Source organism: Burkholderia sp. Ed8 (assembly GCF_040761425.1).
In the GTDB taxonomy this organism is placed as follows: domain Bacteria; phylum Pseudomonadota; class Gammaproteobacteria; order Burkholderiales; family Burkholderiaceae; genus Burkholderia; species Burkholderia seminalis.
Genome location: NZ_CP142889.1, coordinates 633,601 through 655,001, shown reverse-complemented (window position 1 = coordinate 655,001; position 21,401 = coordinate 633,601). Strand labels below are relative to the sequence as shown.

Genomic DNA, 21,401 nt, shown 5'->3' with positions numbered 1-21,401 from the left:
TCGATCTCCAGGTGAGCGCCGGATTGCCGGCGCGGTACCGGTTTCGAGGGCGTGTAGGGGCATCGGACGCCCGAACCGGTCCGGTAGTAGTTAGTAAAACGAAGCAAGGAAAATGCAGGAAACCGGGCCGCCGTCAACAGGCGGCCCGAAGGCGAATACCGACCGGGCCGCGCGCCCGGACGGCGGCGGCGTTACAGCATCCGCCGTAGCACGTCGTTTTCCGGATTGCGGTCGAAGAACCGGTGTTTCAGCGCGCCGAGAACGTGCAGGACGATGAGCGCGAGCAACGTGTAGGCCAGCGTCCGGTGCAGCCACTGGAACGCCTCGAACCAGTGGTCGTTTTTCGGCAGCAGCTCAGGCACGCGGAACAGGAAGAACGGCACGCCGTCGCTCTGCGTATAGGTACTGGACATCGAATAACCCATCAGCGGCACGACGATCGCCAGCGTGTACAGCAGGATGTGGCCGATCTTGGCGAGCTTGCGGTCGAGCCTCGGCAGGCTCGCTGGCAGCGGCGGCAACGGCTTCATCGAGCGGATCGCCAGTTGCGTGACGACCACCAGCAGCGTGAGCACGCCGAATTCCTTGTGGGTCGGGTAGTACCAGTCGAATTTGGCCGGCAGGTTGTCGTCGAGCCGGACCATGGTCCAGCCGGTCCACAGCTGCGCACCGATCAGGATCGCCCGGGCCCAGTGCAGCAGCCGAAGGGCGAGCGGGTATTTCTCCACCGTGAATGCAACGGCCTGGTTTTCCATTTGGCGTGTGATCCTCGAAAACGAAATAACGGCGGGCGGGGCGCCGGGCATCGACGTCCCGCGAGGGTGCCCATCGGCGCGCGGGGGCATGGCCATGCGCACGAACCCGGGATGCCGGGCCCGTGCACGAAGGCCGGCGGCGTCAGGCGATCGACCGCGAATCCGCGCAGCACGCCTGCAGCGCCTCGCGCAGCGTGACCGCGATGAAGTCGGCTTCGTCCGGCAGCAGCGTCAGCGGCGGCGACATCACGACCTTGTTCGCGATCGCACGGACCAGGACCCCGCGCTTGCGCGCGGCATCGGCCACGCGCGCCGCAAACCCCTGGCCCGGATCGAGCGGCGTGCGGCTGGCCTTGTCGGTCACCAGATCGAGCGCTAGCATCAGCCCCTTGCCGCGCACGTCGCCGACGGTCTCGAAGTCGGCTTTCAGCGGCTGAAGCTGCTCGAGCAGGCGCTGGCCGACCCGCGCGGCATTGCCCGGCAGATCCTCGGCTTCGACGATGTCGAGCACCGCGAGCGACGCGGCGCACGCGAGCGGATGCCCGCTGTACGTGTAGCCGTGCATGACCACGTGCGAGAAGCCCGCGCCATGTTCGATCGCCTGAGCGATGCGCCCGTTGTACAGCGTCGCGCCGAGCGGCACGTAGCCGGCCGAAATCCCCTTGGCGACGCACAGGATGTCGGCGGCGACGCCCCAGCCGCGACTGCCGAGCATGCTGCCGGTGCGGCCGAAGCCCGTCACCACCTCGTCGGCGATCAGCAGGATGCCGTTGCGGTTGCATACGTCGCGCACGCGCGCCCAGTAATCGGCGGGCGGGACGATCAGGCCGCCCGCGCCCTGGACCGGTTCCGCGACGAACGCGGCGATGGTCTGCGGACCGTGGAACGCGATCGTTTCCTCGAGCTGCCCGATGCAATGCTCGACGAGCTGCTGCGGATCGTCGCAGTTCCACGGGTTGCGATAGAGCCAGGGCGTATCGAGCAGCACGCAGCCGGGCAGCAGCGGGCCGTGATTGTAATGGTAGACGCCGTTGCCGCCGATCGACGTGCCGCCCATGTGCACGCCGTGATAGCCGTTGCGCAGCGACAGGAATTTCGTGCGCGACGGCTCGCCCGCGGCGATCCAGTACTGGCGCGCCATCTTGAGCGCGGTCTCGATCGCGTCGGATCCGCCGCTGCCGAACATCACGCGCTGCATGTCTTCCTGCGCGAACATCGCGCACAGGCGGTCGGCCAGGTCGTAGACGCGCGGGTGGGCGACGCCGTCGAAGGTCTGGTAGTACGACAGTTCGTCCATCTGCCGGGCGATCGCGCTTTTCACTTCCGGCCGGTTGTGGCCGACGTTGACGTTCCACAGGCCGCCGACGCCGTCGAGCATGCGGTGGCCTTCGACGTCGTACACATAGTTGCCGTCGCCGCGCGCGATGACGACGGTGGGGGTCGTATGCCCGGCGGCCGCCGAGCTCATCGGATGCCAGAATCGTTTTTGACGCGTTTGATAGTCCATGGTGTCTCTCGTCTCTCTTACGAAGTGCTTGAACAGGAGGCGGCGCGGTGTGCGCCGCGGGATCACAGGGCTGCGGTGACGATCTTTTCCTCGAGGTACGAATCGAGCGCGGCCTTCGACAGGTCGCGCCCGATCCCGCTTTGCTTGGTGCCGCCCCACGGCAGGCGCGCGTCGATCGGGCTCCACGCATTGATCGCGACCGCGCCGACGTCGAGCCGCTCGGCGACGCGGTGCGCGGTGCCGACGTCCTGCGTCCACACGGAAGCGGACAGGCCGAACGGCGTGTCGTTGGCGATGCGGACGGCCTCGTCCTCGGTGTCGAACGGCATGACCATGCCGACCGGGCCGAACACTTCGTCACGGGCGATCCGCATGCCCGGATGGACGCCGCCGAGCACCGTCGGGCGCATGAAGCAGCCGCGCGGCGGCAGCTGTTCGTCGCCGGCCAGCAGCACGGCGCCTTCGGCGAGCGCGCCGTCGACCAGCGCGCGGACGCGTGCGAGGTGACGCGGGTTGATGAGGGCGCCCATCTGCACGCCGGGCTCCGACGGCGGACCGACGCGGATCGCGCGGGCCGCATCGGCGAGCCGCGCTTCGAGTGCGGGCGCGATCGAGCGATGCGCGAGCACGCGCGAGCCGGCGGCGCACGTCTGGCCCTGGTTCGCGAACATGCCGGCCATCAGCGACGGGATCGCACGGTCGAGATCGGCATCCGCGAAGACGATCTGCGCGGCTTTTCCGCCCAGTTCGAGCGTGACGCGCTTGAAGGTCTTCGCCGCGGCGCCTGCGATCGCGCGGCCCACTTCGGTGCTGCCCGTGAAGCTGATCTTGTTGACGAGCGGGTGCGCGACCAGTGCGGCGCCGACTTCCGCGCCCACGCCGTGGACGATATTGACGACCCCGGCAGGGAGGCCGGCTTCGCATGCGAGTTCGCCGAGCCGGGCCACGGCCAGCGGCGCATCCTCCGACGGCTTGACGACCACCGTGCAGCCGGCCGCCAGCGCCGGCGCGAGTTTCCACACGGCGATCATCAGCGGCGCGTTCCACGGGATGATCTGGCCGGCCACGCCCACCGGCGCACGCCGCGTGTAGCTGAGCGTCGGGCGGCCCATGAAGCCGTCGGTCGGAATCGTGCGGCCCTCGAGCTTGTCGGCCCAGCCGGCGAAGTAGCGCAGCGTGTCGATGCACATCGGAAGGTCCATCATGCGCATCTCGGCGAGCGGCCGTCCTTGTTCGACGGCGAGCAGCTGCGTCAGCGCATCGCCGTCGCGTTCGACCAGGTCCGCCAGCCGCAGCAGCCAGCGGGCTCTGGCCGGCCCGCCCGCGCGGGCCCACGCGTCGTCGTGCAGGGCATCGTGCGCGGCACGCGCGGCGCGATCGACGTCTTCGGCGCTCGACGCGGGCACCGCGGCTACGTAGTCGCCGGTTGCCGGTGCGAGTTTTTCGAAGGTGCGGCCGGCGGAGGCATCGCAATGCCGGCCGCCGATCAGATTCTGAATTTTCATCATGGTGTCCGTGTTTCCCAGGGGCGAATCGTCGGACCGAACCGGTGGCGGCGAGGGCAGCGGCCACGGTGCGGCTTCAACGTCGCTTTCACTGTATGTCGATGAAATCGCGGGCCTTGTCCGCTATCGGCAATCGTTGCGAGGCGATCGGGACAGGGAATACCCGCGCCGGCGCGACGCAGCGGGCGCGGGTCGCCGGCCCCGGGACATCGTCGACGGGGCGTCGTGCGACGGCGGTGCCGTGCGGCACCGTCCGGGGGCGGCTACTGGACGGCGCGCCCGAGTTCGCGGTACAGGTCGGGGTCGCTGCGCTTCAATCGCAAGGCGGCGCGGATGCCGAGCGCGCCGACGGCGACCAGGAAATACGGAAACATCGCGACAAAGGTGGAATCCGATCCGCTCAGCACGGACAGGTTGCGTACGACCAGCACGAGGCAGGCACCGAGCGCGATCATGCTGACGAGCGGCGCGATCAGGCGGTGCACGACGCTGGCATCCCGGCGATCGCGCGCGAAGAACGCGATCACCGAGGCCGCCACGAGGATCTGCACCGCGATGATGCCGATCGTGGCCAGCGCGCTCATCCACGAGAACACGACCGCGAACGGGTCGAGGCGAAAGGCGGCCGATCCGGCGATGGCCGCGAGCGCGATCAGCGTCTGCACTTTGCCGGCGACGTCGGGGCAGCGATGCACGGGGCACGTATGGCCGAGCTTGCGCCACAGCACACGTTCACGGCCCATCGCGTAGAAATAGCGCGTGATCGTGTTGTGGAACGACAGGATGGCCGCGAACAGGCTCGTGACGAGCAGGACGTTCATCGCGTCCGTCGCGATGCCGCCGAGCAGCCGGCCGCTGACGGCAAACCAGAGATTGGCCGGGTCGTGGGCCGCCTGCGCGGCGATCCGGCTCTCCCCCCATGCCTCGACGATCGCCCACGACGACAGCGCGTAGAACGCCATGATCAGAAGCACGGCAACGTAGGTCGCGCGCGGAATCGTGCGCTTCGGGTCGCGTGCCTCCTCGGAGAAGATCGCCGTTGCCTCGAAACCCATGTACGAGCCGAGGACGAACACGAGCGCGGTGCCCAGCCCTGGCGCGAACACCGTCGACGGGCTGAACGGTTTCGCGCTGAAGCCGCCGGTGCTCGCGCCGTGCGCGACGATCGCGAGATCGAGCAGCATCACGATCGCGATCTCGCCGATCATCAGCATGCCGAGCAGCCGGCCGCTGAACTCGATGCGCCGCGCGCCGCAGACATGGACGACGACGACGCAGGCGAGCGCGAACGCCCACCACGGCACGTCGACGCCGTAGTGGCGCTGGATGCTGTCGTTCAGGAAGAAGCCGAACATGCAGTAGATCGCGATCTGCACCGCGTTGTACGCGACGATCGCGACGAACGCGCCACCCACGCCGGCCGGACGTCCGAGCCCGTTCGCGATATACGCGTAGAACGCGCCCGCATTGGAGATATGCCGGCTCATCGCGGCATAACCGATGCTGAAGATCAGGTACATGATGCCGGCCAGCACGAATACGCCGGGCACGCCGGGGCCGTTGCCGAGCGAGAATGCCGCGGGCGTCGCGCCGACCATCGCGGTGAGCGGCGCGGCCGCGGCGACGACGAAGAAGACGATGTGTGAGAGTCCGACCGCGTTCCTGCTGAGCCCCGCGTCGGACCGGGATGACGATTCGTTCATGAGTAGTCCCGCTGACCGGATCGTCCATCAGGAATCGACACCGGCATGTCTGATCAATATCCCGGTGCCGCGGGCCGATCCTGACGAACCGGCCATGGAGGCTGATGTCCGCCGGCGACACCGGTGTACGCTTGGCCGGCCGCCCGGTGCAACGCACCGCGGAGCAGGCCGACGACGCAATTTACGGTGCCGAAAAACCGGGCGTTGTCCGCTATCGGCAATCCGCATGCGTCGAGCGGCAGGGGATTACCCGGATGCGGCGTCACGGCGCTTGCGCACGGACTCAGCTCAGGCGCGGCGTATGCGACGGCAACTCGTGGAAATGTTGCTGGTAGTACGCGGAGAAGCGCCCGAAGTGGCAGAAGCCGAATTGCGCCGCCGCGTCGCCGATGCGTATCGTCTCGGGCGTCGTCATCAGGAAGCGCCGCACCGCGTTCAGCCGGATCGAGCGGAGGTAGGCCGTCGGCGTCGTGCCGACGACGTTCTGGAAGCTGTATTGCAGCGTGCGGCGGCTGATGCGCAGGTGGTGGCAGAGATCGATGACGGTCGGCACGTCGTCGCTGTCGAGCGCGATCTCCTGGCTGCGGCGCACGATGTAGCTCTGCGTCGACGCCGACGGCAGGGCGCCGGCGCCGGACGCGTCGGTCTGCACGAGGTCGAGCAGGATACCGACGACGCTGTGCGCGAGCACGCGTTCGTCGAACGCATCGCGCGCCGTGAGCGAATCGCGGTCGAGCGCCTGGCAGAGTACCTGCTCGAGGCCGTCCAGTGCATCGCGGTAACGCGCGGGCGCGATCGGGAGTACCGGCTGCTGCAGAATACGCGCCGGCAGGTGCGCGAGTTCGTCGACCTCGCGATCGGCGGTAAGGGTGCGATCGATCGTGAAGGCGAGCACTTCGGTGTCGCTCGGAAGGTGCGCGACGAATTCCTCGCCGCCGCGCAGCGTCAGCAGGCTCGGGCGCTCGACGGTACGGCCCTGGACCACCGGCGCAACCGCACTGGCGATCGGCAGTGCGAAGCAGAGCCGGCCGCGCGGCGCGAGTCCGTGCTGCATCACGCGCTGGTTGATGCGTTCGCGAAAGACGTGAAAGCGCTGGCCGGCGACCTGGCGCAACGTGGTCGTGGCCGTGCCCGGACTGATCTGATCGTAGTGCTGCGACCAGTTCACGATCGCCTGCGAATGGAGGAACACATCCGAGAAGCACAGTGTTTCAGCGTGCAGGTTCATGGCGTGGCTAATGCATTCCGTCTCAAATTCGACGCCGGCCGAAGCCGGCTCATGCTGCCAGGCGCGGGCAGCGGGCTCGCGCCATGCGCGCGGTTCGCCTGGATGGCTTCCGAAGGTGCCGTACGACGCGGCCAGTTTCCCCGACGATCATATCCAGAAAAAAACACGGGAGGAGGCGATCTCAACCCTCGAGGATCTATTTTTTGTAAATCTCATTATAAGGGATTGTATTTATTTTTATGATGGGGTTTACATAGGGTGTCGCGCGATACCTTGCACGCGGGAAAGAGGGCCTGGTGATCGAGTTTTTTCGATATTTATTACGAAACTGACGGGTTCGGGGTGCGGCGGCATCGCGTGCGTAGCATCCAACGGCCTCTCTCGTGTTAACTACCGATAAATACCGAATGGCGGGATTTGTATAATCATCCGGCAACGCTTCGCCCGCTCGTGCGCGCGCAACGTGTGTCGACGCCATCGCTGGCGGCCCCCACGCAATGCAAACGACGGTCGACGCATTTCCACATACCGGGAGCGGTCCATGTCCGAGTCATCCCCTGCCTTCTTGTATCGTCGGATCGCGCTACGCGTGATTCCGTTTCTGTTCCTCTGCTACGTCGTCAACTTCGTCGATCGCGTCAACATCGGATTCGCCAAGCTGCAGTTCCTGCAGGACCTCGGCTTGAGCGAAGCCGTATTCGGCTCCGCGGCGGCCATCTTCTTCATCAGTTACGCCGCATTCGAGGTGCCGAGCAATCTGCTGCTGGCGCGCATCGGCGCGAGCCGCACGCTCATGCGAATCATGGTGCTGTGGGGCCTCTGCACGGTCGCGCAGATGTTCGTGACCGGCAGCGCGTCGCTGTATGTGGTGCGTTTTCTGCTCGGCGCCGCCGAGGCCGGCTTCTTTCCGGGCCTGATCCTGTACCTGTCGTACTGGTTTCCGGATGCGGTGCGCGCCCGTGTCAACAGCGTGCTGCTGCTCGCCGTTCCGGTCGCGGGGATGATCGGCGGGCCGCTGTCCGGCTGGATCATGGCGCACATGCAGGACGCGATGGGGTTGCGCGGATGGCAGTGGCTGTTTCTGATCGAAGGGTTGCCGGCCATCGCGCTCGGGCTGGTTGCGCCGCTGATGCTGAGCGACCGACCGGAACAGGCGGCATGGCTGTCGCCGTCGGATCGCCAGGCGCTCCTGCGCGACCTTGACGCGGAGCGGGCCTCGGCCGTGATCGGCCATGGCCGGGTGGGCGTTCTCGACATTGTCCGCCACGCGCGCGTGCTGGGGCTGGCGGCGATCTATTTCTGCGTCTACGTCGGGATGGGCACGGTGACGTTCTGGTCGCCCACGGTGCTGAAGACGGCCGGGGTGACGAGTGTCGCCGGAATCGGTTGGTTGTCCGGATTGATTTCCGTGTTCACGATGATCGGCAATGTGGCGATCGCATGGAGTTCCGACCGGTACGGCGAGCGCCGGTGGCATACGGTGGCCTGCATGCTCGTCACCGCGTGCGCTCTGCTGTTCCTGCGCTTCGCTGTCGGCCATGTCTGGCTCACCGTGACCTTGCTGGCGATCGCGCAGCTGTGCGCGTTCACCGTGCCGATCGTGTTCTGGACGATTCCGGCGGCGCAACTGACCGGGCGGGCGGCGGCGGCGGGCATCGCGGTCATCAGCATGCTGGGTTCGCTCGGCGGCGCGTTCGGTTCGTGGCTGGTCGGCGCCCTGTTTGCGCGGACCGGCGCGCCGTATGCCGGGCTCGCGGTGGTCGCGGGGCTGCTGGTGGTGGGCTCGGTGCTGGTGACGAGCCTGGTCCCGCGCTCATTGCCGCCGCGCCGCACGGCGAGCGAACGGGCGGCGTTGCAGGGCGTTGAATAGCGCGTGGCCGGGCCCGCGTGTCGCGGCGCCAACGGCCTGCCCTCGGCGTCGCGGGCAGCGGCTCGCGCGAATCGGCCGGACCCGGTCGGCGTGACGCGCGATTGCGCTGCCGCATTCACGCGGCAAGCGCCGGAATTTTTTCAGCGGAGATCCGGACGGAGATTGGGACGGATATCGGGCCGGCCTCGTTTGGCAACGCGTTCGCCCGCATGTGCCGACGCCCGCAGCGGTCAATCCGGCTCGGCTTTCAGGCCACCCTCGATCCACCGCGCTTCGGACGCGCGAAGATGCGCGCGGATGGCCGTCTGCGCCGCGATCGGATCGCCGGCCTGTAGCGCGAGGAGCACGTCCTCGTGCTCGCGCACGGCGGCCGTCCACGTCTGCGGATTCTCCGCGTGGCCGCGCATCGCGGTCGCGATCGGGTCGTGGCGGCTGTCGAACAACTCGCCGACGAAGCGGGTGAGCACCGAATTGCCGGCGGCTTCCGCGATCAGCATGTGGAACTGCCGATCGGCTTCGACCGGCGATTTGCCGGCTTCCGCGAGCCGCTTCATGCGCTGAAGCGTGCGGCGCAGGCGGTCGAGCATCGCGGCCGTCATCCGCGCGGCGGCCAGCGCGGCCACGCTGCCTTCGATGGCCGCGCGGGCCTGCATCAATTCCGACGGACTGTCGCCGAGCGTGACCATCGTGCCGACATCGTCGGCCGCCGTGTCGCGGACATAGACGCCCGAGCCCATCCGGATCTCGATCTGCCCGCCGATTTCCAGCGCGATCAGCGCCTCGCGAAGCGACGGGCGCGATACGCCGAGCGTCAGCGCCAGCTCGCGCTCCGGCGGCAGTCGCTCGCCGATCGCGAATTCGCCCTGGCGAATCAACGCGACGATCTGGGCCGCGACCGATTGGTAAAGCCGCTTGGGTTCTGTCGATTTCATCCGATGGATTGGGGTCAATGCGCTTTCGGCGCAAGCGCGTGTCGCGGAGTCTATCACGCCCGCCGCATCGCCCTTTGCAGCGGCGGGTTCATCCGGATGTCCGGGTTTTCACTATTGGTAAGATCGGGATTGAGATAGTTAAATTGGCTTGACCAAAATGGGTTTGATTGATGTAATCCCTCCAAATTGGACTGACCAGACGAAGCCGAGGTCGATCCGCCCCCAGGAGACGCAATGGCATTGCCTCGCAATCTGCCCGGCCAGGCCGCGCAGGACGAAACCGACCGGGAGATCCTGCGCCTGGACGGCATTCGCAAGCGCTTCCCGGGCGTCGTGGCGCTCGACGGCATTCGCCTCGACCTGCGCCGCGGCGAGGTGCATGCGGTGTGCGGCGAAAACGGCGCGGGCAAATCCACGCTGATGAAGATCATCAGCGGTCAGTACCTGCCCGACGAGGGCGTCGTTCACTATCGCGGCGCACCGGTGCAATTCCGTTCGGCCTCCGAAGCGCAGGCGGCCGGCATCGCGATCATTCACCAGGAACTCAATCTCGTCCCGCACCTGAGCGTGGCGGAGAACCTGTTCCTCGCGCGGGAGCCGCGGCGCGGGCCGTTCGTCGATACGAAACGCATGAACGCGGACGCGGCGCGCTGCATCGCGCGGATCGGCCTGAATGTCGCGCCGACGACGAAGGTCGGCGTGCTGTCCATCGCGCAGCAGCAGATGGTCGAGATCGCGAAGGCGCTGTCGCACGACGCGCGCGTGCTGATCATGGACGAGCCGACGTCGTCGCTGACGGAGTCGGAAACGGTGCAGCTGTTTCGCATCATCGAGGAACTGCGGGCCGACGGCGTGGCGATTCTGTATATCTCGCACCGCCTCGACGAAATGGCGCAGATCGTCGATCGCGTGACCGTGCTGCGCGACGGGCGCCATATCTCGACGGACGATTTCGCCGACGTGAGCCTCGACGACATCGTCGCGCGCATGGTCGGACGCACGCTCGACGACGCCTATCCGTCCCGGCAATCGGTGCCGACGGACGACGTGCTGCTCGACGTGCGCGCGCTGCGCCGGGACGGCGTGTTCGGACCGGTGTCGTTCGCGCTGCGCCGCGGCGAGATCCTGGGTTTCGCGGGATTGATGGGCGCCGGGCGCACCGAGATCGCCCGCGCGATCTTCGGCGCGGATCGCCCGGACGGCGGCTCGATCGCGCTGCACGGCCGGCCCGTGACGATCCGCTCGCCGCGCGAGGCGATCCGGCACGGCATCGCGTATCTGTCGGAGGACCGCAAGAAGGAGGGGCTCGCGCTGCCGATGCCGGTCGCGGCGAATCTCACGCTCGCGAACGTGCGCGGTATCTCGTCGCGCCTGGGCTTCCTGCGCTTCGACGACGAACTCGAGGTGGCGCGCCGCTACGTGCAGGACCTCGCGATTCGCACGCCGTCCGTGCACCAGCGCGTGCGCAACCTGTCCGGCGGCAACCAGCAGAAGGTCGTCATCGGCAAATGGCTCTACCGCGGCTCGAAGATCCTGTTCTTCGACGAGCCGACGCGCGGGATCGACGTCGGCGCGAAGTTCGCGATCTACGGGCTGATGGACCGACTCGCCGCCGACGGCGTCGGCGTGGTGCTGATCAGTTCGGAACTGCCCGAACTGCTGGGCATGACCGACCGGATCGCCGTTTTTCACGAAGGTCGATTGACCGCGGTGCTCGACACGAAACACACCAGTCAGGAGGAGATCATGCACTATGCGTCGGGGCGTTCCCATGCTTGAAATGACATCCGATCGGAGTCAGGCCGACGAGCGGGCGGCGCGACAGCGGCGGCGCGACCTGATCCAGAAGTTCGCCGCGCTGGGCAGTCTCGTCGTGCTCGTGTTCGCGTTCTCGATATCGAGCGCGGCATTCTTCTCGGTCGACAACCTGATGACCGTCGGCCTGCAGGTGACCTCCATCGCCTATCTGGGCGTGGCCGCGACCTGCGTCATCATCACGGGCGGCATCGACCTGTCGGTCGGCTCGGTGCTCGCGCTGGCCGGCGTGTGCGCCGCGCTGCTGGTCAAGGCGGGCGTGCCGGTGCCCGCCGCGATGGCGGCCGGCATCCTGGTCGGCGCGCTGTGCGGGCTCGTCAACGGCATCTGCGTGACGCGCATGGGCTTGCCGCCGTTCATCGCGACGCTCGGCATGATGCTCGTCGCGCGCGGCATCGCGCTCCAGATCACGGGCGCCCGGCCCGTATCGGATCTCGGCGACGCGTTCGGCGCGCTCGGCAACGGCGCGCTGCTGCGGATCTCGCACATCGGCGCGGACGGGTTCCCCGACACGACGTTTCCCGGCATTCCGTATCCGGTCGTGATCATGATCGTGCTGTTCGTCGTGGTGTCCGTGCTGCTGTCGAGGACGTCGCTTGGCCGTCACATCTACGCGGTCGGCTCGAACGCCGAGGCGGCGCGGCTGTCGGGCGTGAACGTCCAGGGCGTGAAGCTGTTCACCTACGTGCTGTCCGGCGCGCTCGCGGGCGTGACCGGCTGCGTACTGATGTCGCGGCTCGTCACCGGGCAGCCGAACGAAGGCGTGATGTACGAGCTCGACGCCATCGCCAGCTCGGTCATCGGCGGCACGTCGCTGATGGGCGGCGTCGGCACGATCTCCGGCACGGCGATCGGCGCGTTCGTGATCGGCGTGCTGCGCAACGGCCTGAACATGAACGGCGTGTCGAGCTTCATCCAGCAGATCATCATCGGCGTCGTGATTCTGGGCACGGTCTGGATCGACCAGTTGCGCAATCGCCGGCCCTGACCGGCAGCAAGCAGTCCCTACCAACGAGAAGCGGAGCGAGACATGAACAAATCCATCCTGCTGGCGGCCTCGGCGTGCCTGTTCGCGGCATGCAACAGCGGCGCGTATGCGGCCGGCGGCGAGATCGCGGTGATCGTCAAGACGGTCAATTCGAACTACTGGCAGAACGTGCAGAAAGGCGCGAAGGCGGCGCTCGACGGGGCCAACGGCTACACGATGACGTTCCAGGGGCCGGCGGCCGAATCCGACATCAGCGGGCAGGTCAACATGGTCGACAACGCGGTCACGCGTCATGTGGCGGCCATCGTGCTCGCGCCGTCCGATCCCGATGCGCTCGTACCCGCGATCAAGAAGGCGTGGGAAGCGCACATTCCCGTCGTGCTGATCGACTCGGCCATCTCGGATGCCGGCAAGCCGTACTACCAGGCGTTCCTGTCGACCGACAACGAGAAGGCGGGGGCGTTGTGCGCGAAGGCGCTGATCGATCGCGTCGGGCAGTCCGGCAAGATCGCGATCATGTCGTACGTGCCGGGCGCGGGGTCCGAGGTCAGCCGCGTCGGCGGCTTCCGCACGTACATCGAGCGCCACTCGAAGCTGCAGATCGTCGGCCCGTATTACTCGCAATCGCAAATGGCGACCGCGCTGAACCAGACGACCGACGTGTTGTCGGCGAACCCGGACCTGAAGGGCATCTTCGGCGCGAACGAGCCGACCGCGGTCGGGATGGGCCGTGCGCTGAAGCAGTCGGGCAAGGCGGGCAAGGTGGTGGCGATCGGGTTCGACGGCAACGAGGACCTGCAGGGCTTCGTGCGCGACGGCACCGTGCAGGCGATCGCCGTGCAGGGCTCGTGGCAAATGGGGAACCAGGGCGTGCGCACGGCGCTCGACGTGATCGCGCGCAAGCCCGCGCCGAAGCTGATCGATACCGGCGTCGTGATGGTCGACAAGCAGAACCTCGATTCGCAGGCGTCGAAGAACGTCCTGTACTGACCGCCCATGCGTCCTTTCCGTACTACCTGTCACGCCTCATGAACGCAAACGATACGTGCACCTTGCCGCGCAGCGGGTTGACGGTATCCGCGCTCGGTCTCGGCTGCTCGCAGCTCGGCGGCCTTTATCGTCCGATGTCGGCGGCCGATGCCGCGTCGCTCGTCGACGCCGCGTGGGCGGCGGGCCTGCGCTATTTCGACACCGCGCCGTATTACGGTTACACGCTGTCCGAGCGGCGCGTGGGCGCGGGGCTTGCCCCGCGCGAGCGCGGCGCCTTCACGCTCAGCACGAAGGTCGGACGGCTGATGCGCGCCGACGCGAGCGTGCGGCCGGGCGACGACGGCTGGGCCGAGCCGCTGCCGTTCCGGCCCGTCTACGACTACAGCTACGACGGCATCATGCGTTCGCACGACGACAGCCGGCAACGGCTCGGGCTCGCGCGGATCGACATGCTGTACGTGCACGACATCGGCGCGATGACGCACGGCGAGCGCCATGCGCACTACTGGGATCAGTTGACCCGCGGCGGCGGGTTCCGCGCGCTTGAGGCGCTGCGGGCGGGCGGCGAGATCGGCGGGTTCGGTCTCGGCGTGAACGAATGGGAAGTCGCGGCCGATGCGCTGAACGAGGCGGCGCTCGACGCGGTGCTGCTGGCCGGCCGCTACACGCTGCTCGAACAGACGGCGCTCGAACCGCTGCTCGACACGTGCGCCCGCGAAGGGACGGGGATCGTGATCGGCGGCGTGTTCAATTCCGGCGTGCTCGCCGGCAACGGCAAGTTCAACTATTCGGATGCGCGTGCCGACGTGATCGACAGGGCGACGCGCCTCGGCGCGCTGTGCCGGCGCTTCGACGTGCCGCTTCCCGCCGCCGCGTTGCAGTTTCCGTTCGGCCATCCGGCGGTCGTGTCGTGCGTGATCGGCGCGCGCAGCGTGGCCCAGCTGACGCAGAACATCGAATGGTTCGAGCGCGCCGCGCCGGCCGAACTGTGGGACGCGCTGCGCGATGAAGGTCTGATCGACGCGCACGCGCCGGTTCCGGGAGCGCACGCATGACCGTGCGCATCGACGCCCATCAGCACTACTGGCGCATCGGCGCGCGAGCCGGCAACTGGCCGCCGGCCGAGCTCGATGCGATCCATCGGGATTTCGGCCCCGCCGATCTGGCGCCGCTGCTCGACGCCGCGCGCATCGAGCGCACCGTGCTCGTGCAATCGTTGCCGAGCGAAGCCGACACGCGCTATCTGCTCGATCTCGCGGCCGACACCCCGACGGTCGGCGCCGTGGTCGGCTGGGTCGACATGAAGGCCGACGACGCGCCGGCGCGGATCGCGGCATTTGCGTGCGCGCCGAAGGCGCGCGGCCTGCGGCCGATGCTTCAGGATCTGCCCGACGACGCGTGGATCGCCGATCCGCGGCTGGATCGCGCGGTGGCCGCGATGCTTGAGCATGTGCTGAGTTTCGACGCGCTGGTGATGCCGCGCCACCTCGATGCGCTGCATGCGTTCGCGCGACGCCATCCGGATCTGCCGATCGTGATCGACCACGGCGCGAAGCCGTTCGTCGAGCGCGGCGAACTGCAGCCGTGGCTGTCGTCGATGCGCCGGCTGGCGAGCCTGCCGAACCTGCATTGCAAGCTGTCCGGCCTGTGGACGGAGGCCGGGCCGTCGGCCGGGCCGGACGCCGTGCGGGCGCGCACGCGGCCGTATGTTCGCGCGCTGGCCGAGCTGTTCGGGCCGACGCGATTGATGTGGGGCAGCGACTGGCCGGTGCTGCGGCTCGCGTCGGCGTGCGGCGGCTACGGCGAATGGCTGGCCGCGTGCGAGGACGATTGCGCGCGGTGGCTCGGCTCCGCGGCGCTGGCCGGCCTCTTCGGCGGCAACGCGCGCCGCTTCTACCGGATCGACACCGCACGCCACGACGAATGAACCCCGAACGAAAGGAACCGACATGCTCAGCGTGATTTGCGAATCCCCCGGCGTGCTGCGCGTGCAGCATCGCGAACTGCCCGTGCGCGGCGGCGGCGAAGTGCTGTTGCGCGTGCAACGTGTCGGCATCTGCGGCACCGACCTGCACATCTTCACCGGCAACCAGCCGTACCTCGAATATCCGCGTGTGATGGGCCACGAGCTTTCCGCGGTCGTCGTCGAGGCGGAACCCGAGTCGGGGCTCGGCGTTGGCGACGCGGTGTACGTGATGCCGTACCTGTCGTGCGGGCACTGCGTCGCATGCCGTCACGGCAACACGAACTGCTGCGTGAACATCAAGGTGCTCGGCGTGCATCGCGACGGCGCGCTGGCCGAATACCTCAGCGTGCCCGCGCAGTTCGTTCACAAGGCCGACGGCATTTCGCTCGACCAGGCGGCGATGCTGGAATTTCTCGCGATCGGCGCGCATGCGGTGCGGCGCGCGGACATCCGGGCCGGCCAGCGAGCGCTGGTGGTCGGCGCCGGGCCGATCGGCATGGCGGCGATGACTTTCGCGAAGCTGCGCGGCGCCGACGTGACCTGCCTCGATACGCGGGCCGACCGCCTGGCGTTTTGCCGGCAGCATCTGGGGGTCGACGCGGCGGTGGAGGTCGGGCCCGACGATGCCGCACGCCTCGCGGCGCTGACCGACGGCGAGTATTTCGATGCGGTGTTCGATGCGACCGGCAACCTCGATGCGATGAACCGCGGTTTCGAATTCGTCGCGCACGGCGGCAAATACACGCTGATCTCGATCGTGCGCGGGCACGTCGCGTTCTCGGATCCGGAATTCCACAAGCGCGAAACCACGCTGCTCGCGAGCCGCAACGCCACGGCCGAGGATTTCGCGACGGTGCTCGATGCGATGCGTGCGGGGCGGATTCCGGACCGCGCGCTGAATACGCACCGGATGCGGCTCGAGGACGTGCCCGACGCGCTGCCGCGCCTGCTCGACGCGGGGCAGACCGTCGTGAAGGCGCTCGTCGAATGCTGAGCCGCGCCATGCAAGCCGCGGGGCGCACGTCATGACGCCGCCGATCCTGCAGTTCGGCACAAGCCGCTTCCTGCTCGCGCACGTCGACCTGTTCGTGTCGCAGGCACTCGACGAAGGCGGCGCGATGGGCGGCATCGGCATCGTGCAGTCGACCGGGAACCCGGCCAGCCGCGCGCGCATCGACGCGCTGCGCTCGGCCGCGCACTATCCGGTGCGCATACGCGGACGCGACGGCGGCCGGATCGTCGACGAGGTGGTCGAGTGCCGCGCCGTGCACCGCGCGTGGGATGCGGAGTCGGACTGGGCCGAAATCCGCCGCGCGGCGATCGAGTCCGTGCGGGCGATCGTGTCGAACACCGGCGACGCGGGTTATCGCGCCGACCCGCACGATTCGGCGGAGGTGCTGGCTCATCCCGACCGCGTGCCGCGCGGTTTTCCCGCGAAGCTGCTCGTGCTGCTGCAGGCGCGCTGGCAGGTGCGGCCCGCCGACGGCGTCACCGTGCTGCCCTGCGAACTGGTCGCGGACAACGGCGACACGCTGCGCGGCGGCGTGCTCGCGCTCGCGCGTGAATGGCGGTTGCCCGACGCGTTCGTCGACTACCTGCAGCACCGCTGCGTCTGGGTCAACTCGCTCGTCGACCGCATCGTGTCCGAGCCGATTCACCCGGTCGGCGCGGTCGCGGAGCCTTACGCGCTGTGGGCGATCGAGCGGCGTGCCGGCATGGCGTTGCCGTGCCGGCACGCGCGGATCGTCGTCACCGACGACCTGCGCAGCCACGAGCGCCTGAAGCTGTTTTTCCTCAACCTCGGGCACAGCTGGCTGGCGGAGCAATGGCTCGTCACGGGGCGGCCCGAATCGGAAACGGTGCTCGACGCGATGAACGACGTGCGGCTGCGCGACGGCCTCGAGGCCGTATGGCGCGATGAGGTCGCGCCGGTATTCGCCGCGCTGGGCCAGCAAGAAACGGCCGAACGCTACCTCGACAGCGTGCGCGAACGTTTTCTCAATCCGTATCTCGCGCATCGCCTCGCCGATATCGCCGGCAATCATCGCGAGAAGGTGGCGCGGCGGATCGCGCCGCTGCTCGCGCTCGCGGATTCGCTGGCGCTGCCGGACGGGCAGCCGCGCCTGCGACGCATCGCGGCCCGCTGCGATCCGGCGCGCCGCGCCACCACAGGGAGCATCGCATCGTGAACCAGCCGGCAGTAGTGATCCTGCATCATGACGACAATGTCGCCGTCGCGCTCGACGCGCTGGCGCCGGACGTGCCGGTCGACGCGAACGGCACGACGCTGCGCGTCGCGGCCGCGGTGCCGGCCGGCCACAAGCTCGCCACGGCGCCGATCGCGCGCGGCGCGCGGATCGTCAAGTGCGGCCAGCCGATCGGCGTCGCGCTGCGCGACATCGCCGCGGGCGAGCACGTGCACGTGCACAACGTCGGGATGCCCGAGCGGCACGTGCTCGATCACGGCGCCGCCGGTGCGGCGCCCGACGCGCCGACCGACCTCGGCGATACCTTCGACGGGTTCGTGCGGCCCGACGGCCGCGTGGGTACCCGCAACTACATCGGCGTGATCGCGAGCGTCAACTGTTCGGCGAGCGTGTGCCACGCGATTGCCGATGCGTACCGGCACGAGGCGCTCGCGCCGTTCGGTCATGTCGACGGCGTCGTCGCGATCACCCATCAGAGCGGATGCGGGATGGCGGCGAACGGGGACGGGGTCGAGCTGCTGCGCCGTACGCTCGTGGGCTACGCGCGCAACCCGAATTTCGCCGGCGTGCTGTTGGTCGGCCTCGGTTGCGAGGTCAACCAGGTGCGCGTGCTGGCCGAGCGGCTCGACGCGGCCGCGCCGGGCACGGTCCGCACGCTGGTGATCCAGGACGAGGGCGGCGTGCGCGAAACGGTCGCGCGCGGCGTGTCGATCGTGCGCGAGCTGCTGGAGGCGGCCGACGGCGCGCGCCGCCGTGCGGTGCCGGCGGCGCGGCTGACGGTCGGCCTGCAATGCGGCGGATCCGACGGCTACTCGGGGATCACGGCGAACCCGGCGCTCGGCGCGGCCGTCGACCTGCTGGTGCGCAACGGCGGCACCGCGATCCTGTCCGAGACGCCCGAGATCTACGGCGCGGAGCACCTGCTGATCGCCCGCGCGGCATCGCGCGACATCGGCGAACGCCTGCTCGGCCGGTTGCGGTGGTGGGAGCGCTACGTGGCCGACGGCGGCGGCGAAATGAACAACAACCCGTCGCCCGGCAATATCGCCGGCGGCATCACGACCATTCTCGAGAAATCGCTCGGCGCGGTGTCGAAGGGCGGGCGCTCGACGCTTCGCGCCGTCTACGACTACGCGGAGCCGGTGCGGCAGCGCGGCCTCGTCTTCATGGATACGCCCGGCTACGACCCGGTGTCGGCGACCGGGCAGATCGCCGGCGGCGCGAATCTCGTCTGTTTCACCACGGGCCGCGGTTCGGTGTTCGGGTCGAAACCGGTGCCGACGGTCAAGATCGCGACGACGACCGGCCTGTACGAGCGGATGCGCGCCGACATGGACTTCGATAGCGGCGGGATCGTCACTGGTTCGTCGAGCGTCGACGACGCGGGCGCGCGGCTGTTCCGGCTGATGCTCGACGTCGCGTCCGGGCGCAGGACCTGCAGCGAGGAGAACGGTATCGGCGAACGCGAGTTCGTGCCGTGGCTGCGCGGCGCGATCATGTGACGCGCGGGGCGGCATGTGGCCGCCCGCGCGATCCGGCTTCGAAGGAGACCCCGCGATGACGACCCTGATGCGCAAGCCGGCGGCCGGCGACACCGGCCGCGATTTTCCGCTGTCGGACCTGGAGCAGCGACTGCTGGGCGAGGCGCTGCGGATGCTCGCCGAGACACGCGCCCGGGCGCTGGAACTCTGTGCCGAGGTGAACCGGCGGCAAGGCGGCGCCGTGCCCGACGTCCACGACTTCAACCTGCCCGCGATCATCGATCTGCAACGGCGCTTCGGGACGCGGCCTCGTCCGTCGGGCGAGGCTGGCACCCCGGGCGACGGGCCGGTGCCCGGTCGCTTCGCGTAGCCGCCGCCGCTCGGCGGCGACGTCGCCCGGGTCGCTGCGGCGCCGCTTACGCCGCCGACAGCGTGATCGACACGCCCGTCGCCGTGTAGACCGGCGTCGCCTTGAAGCCGTCGACGGTCACCGTCGCGAATTTCGCCGCGCCCGCTGCCGCGTCGATCAGCGCGATGGTGTCGCCGGCCTTCGGCTGATAGCCGTTCACGAACTTCACGTGCAGCGTGCCGCCCGCGACGGTGAACGCGCCGCCCACGCGCAGGCGTCCGCCGCCGTTGCCGTCGATGTCGAGTTCGAGCGTGGCGCCGTCGAGCTGCGTGTAGCGCGTGGCGATCGTGACGGGCGCGCCGGCCGCGATCCTGACGCCGCCGCCCGCGCCGACGTAGACGTCGCCGTTGCCGAACGCCGTCGCGGAGGCGGCGGCGAGCGTGCCGCCGCCGACCTGCGTGCCGCCCGTGTAGCTGTTGTTGCCCGCCAGCGTCAGCACGCCGCTGCCTTGCAGCGTCAGCTTGCCCGAGCCGGCGATGTCATTGCGCCACAGGTCGGCGGCGTTGAGGCCGCCCTTCGACGCATCCATCGCGACGGTCACGTTGCCGTTGAATGCGCCGTAGCCGTCGGCGGCCGCGAACAGGTTCAGCCGGCCCCAGCCTTCCGCATCGTCCATCACCGGGTAGCCGGACGGCAGTTCGGTGGTTTTCAGCACGACGCGCCGCTGATCCGCGCCCAGGTACGGGAAACGCGTCTGCAGCAGGATCTCCGCTCCCTTCGGCACGACCGGCGGCGCGCCGGTCGCGTCGAGCGCGCCGAAGCCGTAGGTCATGCGGCGCGCGAAGGCCGTCTTGTTCGTCGTGTAATCGGCGAACCGGTCGGTCGCCGTCGTGCCCGAGCGCGCGAATGCCTGGAACGTCGCGTCGGTCGTGCCGGTGAGCTGCTGCAGCGTCTGGTGCGCCTGGCCGTAGGCGGCCTGCGCATCGTTCGCGTACACCGCGAGATTGGCCGCGCTGATCGCCAGCGCGAGCATGCGCCCGCCGATCACGTCGAGCGGCGAGTGCATGCCGGCGAGGATGCGGTTCTCGCCGAGTTCGAGGCCGCGGCCGACCATTTCCTGGAAGCGCTCCGGCACGAGCCACGCCATCGTCACGGCGTCGCGCATCGCTTCCGCCTGATGGCCGCTGATGAAACCGCCGTCGGTCGCGGGCGTCGTGCTTTCCGCGGGCACCAGCGTGGGGTCGACGACGACGCTCGTGCTCCAGCGGTACGGCCGCGCATATTTGTAGAAACGTTTCGAGGGTTCGGTCGACGCGTTGTTGCCCATCTCATTGAGCAGATCGACGACTTTCCCGAAGCTCGCGTTCGCGCTGCCGCCCACGCCCACGTTGTTGCCCGTGTCGTTGTACAGCACGCTCGTCGCGTCGGCCGGCACGCTGGTGATGCTGGTCGTCTGCTGGGCGGCGGTGCGCCAGGCCGACGTGAGCGGCCCCATGCCGTCGGTCACGCTGTAGCCCTTGCCGCGCCGGTCGTCGTAGTACGCGGCGTCGGCCTGCTGCTGCGTGCGTGCGGTCGTCGCGTTGACCACGTATTGCACGTTCGCCTGCAGTACCGCGTCGTTCAGGATCGTGCCGCACGGTGTGCCGTTGCCGGGCAGCCCCGTGCAGGTCGACGGCGAGATGGCCGGAAACGCGCCGTTGGCCGGCGCGGTCACGCCCGCATCGACGAGCATCGTCGACGGCTGCCAGAGGTCCAGGAAGCGGCTGACCACGCGCACCGCGGCGTTCGTCGACAGCGTCGCGTAACGCGCGTCGCCGCGCTGGTTGGTCGCGATATTGTCGACGAATGCGGGCACGCTCGGAACCGGCGCGCTGTCGACGAAACCGGGATCGGCCGGCGGCGCCGGGATCGCGGCGTTCGTCGAGGGTGTGGCGACCACGTCGTCGCCGCCGCCGCACGCGGCCAGCACGACCGCGGTCGACAGGGCTGCGACGTGCAGCGGGAGACGGCTCGATGACACAAACATGCAAGACTCCATCCTGGGTTTGAAAGATGGCGCATTGTCGTGGCCGATCGTGACGCGATGGTTACGAATCGGCTGTGCG

General features: G+C 68.7%; 17 protein-coding genes. 10 read left to right on the top strand and 7 right to left on the bottom strand.

Features of this window, described 5'->3' with window-relative positions; all coding sequences use genetic code 11:
- Nucleotides 1–191 precede the first annotated feature (191 nt).
- The 5 genes from VXM69_RS37155 to VXM69_RS37135 form a co-directional block, all read right to left on the bottom strand.
- A complete protein-coding gene (locus tag VXM69_RS37155; RefSeq protein ID WP_059562574.1) occupies nt 192–755 on the bottom strand; it encodes a cytochrome b/b6 domain-containing protein in 564 nt (187 codons plus the stop codon).
- Between the two features lie 142 nt (nt 756–897).
- Nucleotides 898–2,262: an aspartate aminotransferase family protein gene (locus VXM69_RS37150; RefSeq protein ID WP_367190463.1), complete on the bottom strand. Its 1,365-nt coding sequence runs from the start codon at nt 2,260–2,262 to the stop codon at nt 898–900.
- Nucleotides 2,263–2,324: 62 nt separating this feature from the next.
- On the bottom strand, nt 2,325–3,770 hold the full coding sequence (locus VXM69_RS37145; protein WP_367190462.1) for an aldehyde dehydrogenase: 1,446 nt from the start codon (nt 3,768–3,770) through the stop codon (nt 2,325–2,327).
- A 260-nt stretch (nt 3,771–4,030) separates the two neighbouring features.
- Nucleotides 4,031–5,470 (bottom strand): APC family permease, encoded by a 1,440-nt coding sequence (locus VXM69_RS37140; protein WP_367190461.1) that lies wholly within the window; start codon nt 5,468–5,470, stop codon nt 4,031–4,033.
- A gap of 283 nt (nt 5,471–5,753) precedes the next feature.
- The gene (locus VXM69_RS37135; protein WP_034191818.1) at nt 5,754–6,698 is read right to left on the bottom strand and encodes a helix-turn-helix domain-containing protein; all 945 of its coding nucleotides are present in this window, start codon (nt 6,696–6,698) and stop codon (nt 5,754–5,756) included.
- A gap of 463 nt (nt 6,699–7,161) precedes the next feature.
- Here VXM69_RS37135 and VXM69_RS37130 point away from each other — a divergent pair, with 463 nt between their 5' ends.
- Nucleotides 7,162–8,568, top strand: a complete 1,407-nt coding sequence (locus VXM69_RS37130) for an MFS transporter (protein WP_343726876.1) — start codon at nt 7,162–7,164, stop codon at nt 8,566–8,568.
- 230 nt (nt 8,569–8,798) lie between these two features.
- Here the strand turns inward: VXM69_RS37130 and VXM69_RS37125 are convergent, their stop codons facing one another.
- Nucleotides 8,799–9,500 carry a FadR/GntR family transcriptional regulator gene (locus tag VXM69_RS37125; protein ID WP_069704844.1) on the bottom strand — a complete coding sequence of 234 codons (702 nt, stop codon included), beginning with the start codon at nt 9,498–9,500 and terminating at the stop codon, nt 8,799–8,801.
- Between the two features lie 234 nt (nt 9,501–9,734).
- Here VXM69_RS37125 and VXM69_RS37120 point away from each other — a divergent pair, with 234 nt between their 5' ends.
- From VXM69_RS37120 to VXM69_RS37080, 9 genes are read left to right on the top strand one after another with little or no spacing between them, the layout of a single operon-like run.
- Nucleotides 9,735–11,279, top strand: coding sequence for a sugar ABC transporter ATP-binding protein (locus VXM69_RS37120; RefSeq protein ID WP_226252585.1), 1,545 nt, complete (start codon nt 9,735–9,737; stop codon nt 11,277–11,279).
- Nucleotides 11,272–12,303: an ABC transporter permease gene (locus VXM69_RS37115; RefSeq protein WP_034191814.1), complete on the top strand. Its 1,032-nt coding sequence runs from the start codon at nt 11,272–11,274 to the stop codon at nt 12,301–12,303. Before VXM69_RS37120 ends, VXM69_RS37115 begins: the two co-directional genes overlap by 8 nt.
- 42 nt (nt 12,304–12,345) lie before the next feature.
- Nucleotides 12,346–13,293 (top strand): ABC transporter substrate-binding protein, encoded by a 948-nt coding sequence (locus tag VXM69_RS37110; protein WP_367190460.1) that lies wholly within the window; start codon nt 12,346–12,348, stop codon nt 13,291–13,293.
- 38 nt (nt 13,294–13,331) lie between these two features.
- On the top strand, nt 13,332–14,348 hold the full coding sequence (locus tag VXM69_RS37105; protein ID WP_367190459.1) for an aldo/keto reductase: 1,017 nt from the start codon (nt 13,332–13,334) through the stop codon (nt 14,346–14,348).
- Nucleotides 14,345–15,220: an amidohydrolase gene (locus tag VXM69_RS37100; protein WP_367190458.1), complete on the top strand. Its 876-nt coding sequence runs from the start codon at nt 14,345–14,347 to the stop codon at nt 15,218–15,220. The genes VXM69_RS37105 and VXM69_RS37100 overlap by 4 nt, the downstream gene beginning before the upstream one ends.
- Nucleotides 15,221–15,242: 22 nt before the next feature.
- The gene (locus VXM69_RS37095) at nt 15,243–16,253 is read left to right on the top strand and encodes a zinc-binding alcohol dehydrogenase family protein (RefSeq protein ID WP_175027702.1); all 1,011 of its coding nucleotides are present in this window, start codon (nt 15,243–15,245) and stop codon (nt 16,251–16,253) included.
- Nucleotides 16,254–16,284: 31 nt separating this feature from the next.
- Complete coding sequence (locus VXM69_RS37090; protein ID WP_367190457.1) at nt 16,285–17,448, top strand: mannitol dehydrogenase family protein; 1,164 nt, start codon at nt 16,285–16,287, stop codon at nt 17,446–17,448.
- Nucleotides 17,445–18,968 carry a UxaA family hydrolase gene (locus VXM69_RS37085; RefSeq protein WP_069704838.1) on the top strand — a complete coding sequence of 508 codons (1,524 nt, stop codon included), beginning with the start codon at nt 17,445–17,447 and terminating at the stop codon, nt 18,966–18,968. The genes VXM69_RS37090 and VXM69_RS37085 overlap by 4 nt, the downstream gene beginning before the upstream one ends.
- A gap of 55 nt (nt 18,969–19,023) precedes the next feature.
- Nucleotides 19,024–19,317, top strand: a complete 294-nt coding sequence (locus VXM69_RS37080) for a hypothetical protein (protein ID WP_051701118.1) — start codon at nt 19,024–19,026, stop codon at nt 19,315–19,317.
- A 46-nt stretch (nt 19,318–19,363) separates the two neighbouring features.
- On the opposite strand, the gene VXM69_RS37075 is transcribed toward VXM69_RS37080, so the two are convergent.
- Nucleotides 19,364–21,322, bottom strand: a complete 1,959-nt coding sequence (locus VXM69_RS37075; protein ID WP_367190456.1) for a phosphatase PAP2 family protein — start codon at nt 21,320–21,322, stop codon at nt 19,364–19,366.
- Nucleotides 21,323–21,401 lie beyond the last annotated feature (79 nt).

What these genes read in the sequence shown, in the direction of transcription:
- VXM69_RS37125 (WP_069704844.1), bottom strand. Translation starts at nt 9,500, where the DNA reads ATGAAATCGACAGAACCCAAGCGGCTTTACCAATCGGTCGCGGCCCAG.
- VXM69_RS37090 (WP_367190457.1), top strand. Translation starts at nt 16,285, where the DNA reads ATGACGCCGCCGATCCTGCAGTTCGGCACAAGCCGCTTCCTGCTCGCG.
- VXM69_RS37105 (WP_367190459.1), top strand. Translation starts at nt 13,332, where the DNA reads ATGAACGCAAACGATACGTGCACCTTGCCGCGCAGCGGGTTGACGGTA.
- VXM69_RS37150 (WP_367190463.1), bottom strand. Translation starts at nt 2,262, where the DNA reads ATGGACTATCAAACGCGTCAAAAACGATTCTGGCATCCGATGAGCTCG.
- VXM69_RS37155 (WP_059562574.1), bottom strand. Translation starts at nt 755, where the DNA reads ATGGAAAACCAGGCCGTTGCATTCACGGTGGAGAAATACCCGCTCGCC.
- VXM69_RS37095 (WP_175027702.1), top strand. Translation starts at nt 15,243, where the DNA reads ATGCTCAGCGTGATTTGCGAATCCCCCGGCGTGCTGCGCGTGCAGCAT.
- VXM69_RS37120 (WP_226252585.1), top strand. Translation starts at nt 9,735, where the DNA reads ATGGCATTGCCTCGCAATCTGCCCGGCCAGGCCGCGCAGGACGAAACC.
- VXM69_RS37100 (WP_367190458.1), top strand. Translation starts at nt 14,345, where the DNA reads ATGACCGTGCGCATCGACGCCCATCAGCACTACTGGCGCATCGGCGCG.
- VXM69_RS37075 (WP_367190456.1), bottom strand. Translation starts at nt 21,322, where the DNA reads ATGTTTGTGTCATCGAGCCGTCTCCCGCTGCACGTCGCAGCCCTGTCG.
- VXM69_RS37110 (WP_367190460.1), top strand. Translation starts at nt 12,346, where the DNA reads ATGAACAAATCCATCCTGCTGGCGGCCTCGGCGTGCCTGTTCGCGGCA.
- VXM69_RS37080 (WP_051701118.1), top strand. Translation starts at nt 19,024, where the DNA reads ATGACGACCCTGATGCGCAAGCCGGCGGCCGGCGACACCGGCCGCGAT.
- VXM69_RS37135 (WP_034191818.1), bottom strand. Translation starts at nt 6,698, where the DNA reads ATGAACCTGCACGCTGAAACACTGTGCTTCTCGGATGTGTTCCTCCAT.
- VXM69_RS37140 (WP_367190461.1), bottom strand. Translation starts at nt 5,470, where the DNA reads ATGAACGAATCGTCATCCCGGTCCGACGCGGGGCTCAGCAGGAACGCG.
- VXM69_RS37115 (WP_034191814.1), top strand. Translation starts at nt 11,272, where the DNA reads ATGCTTGAAATGACATCCGATCGGAGTCAGGCCGACGAGCGGGCGGCG.
- VXM69_RS37145 (WP_367190462.1), bottom strand. Translation starts at nt 3,770, where the DNA reads ATGATGAAAATTCAGAATCTGATCGGCGGCCGGCATTGCGATGCCTCC.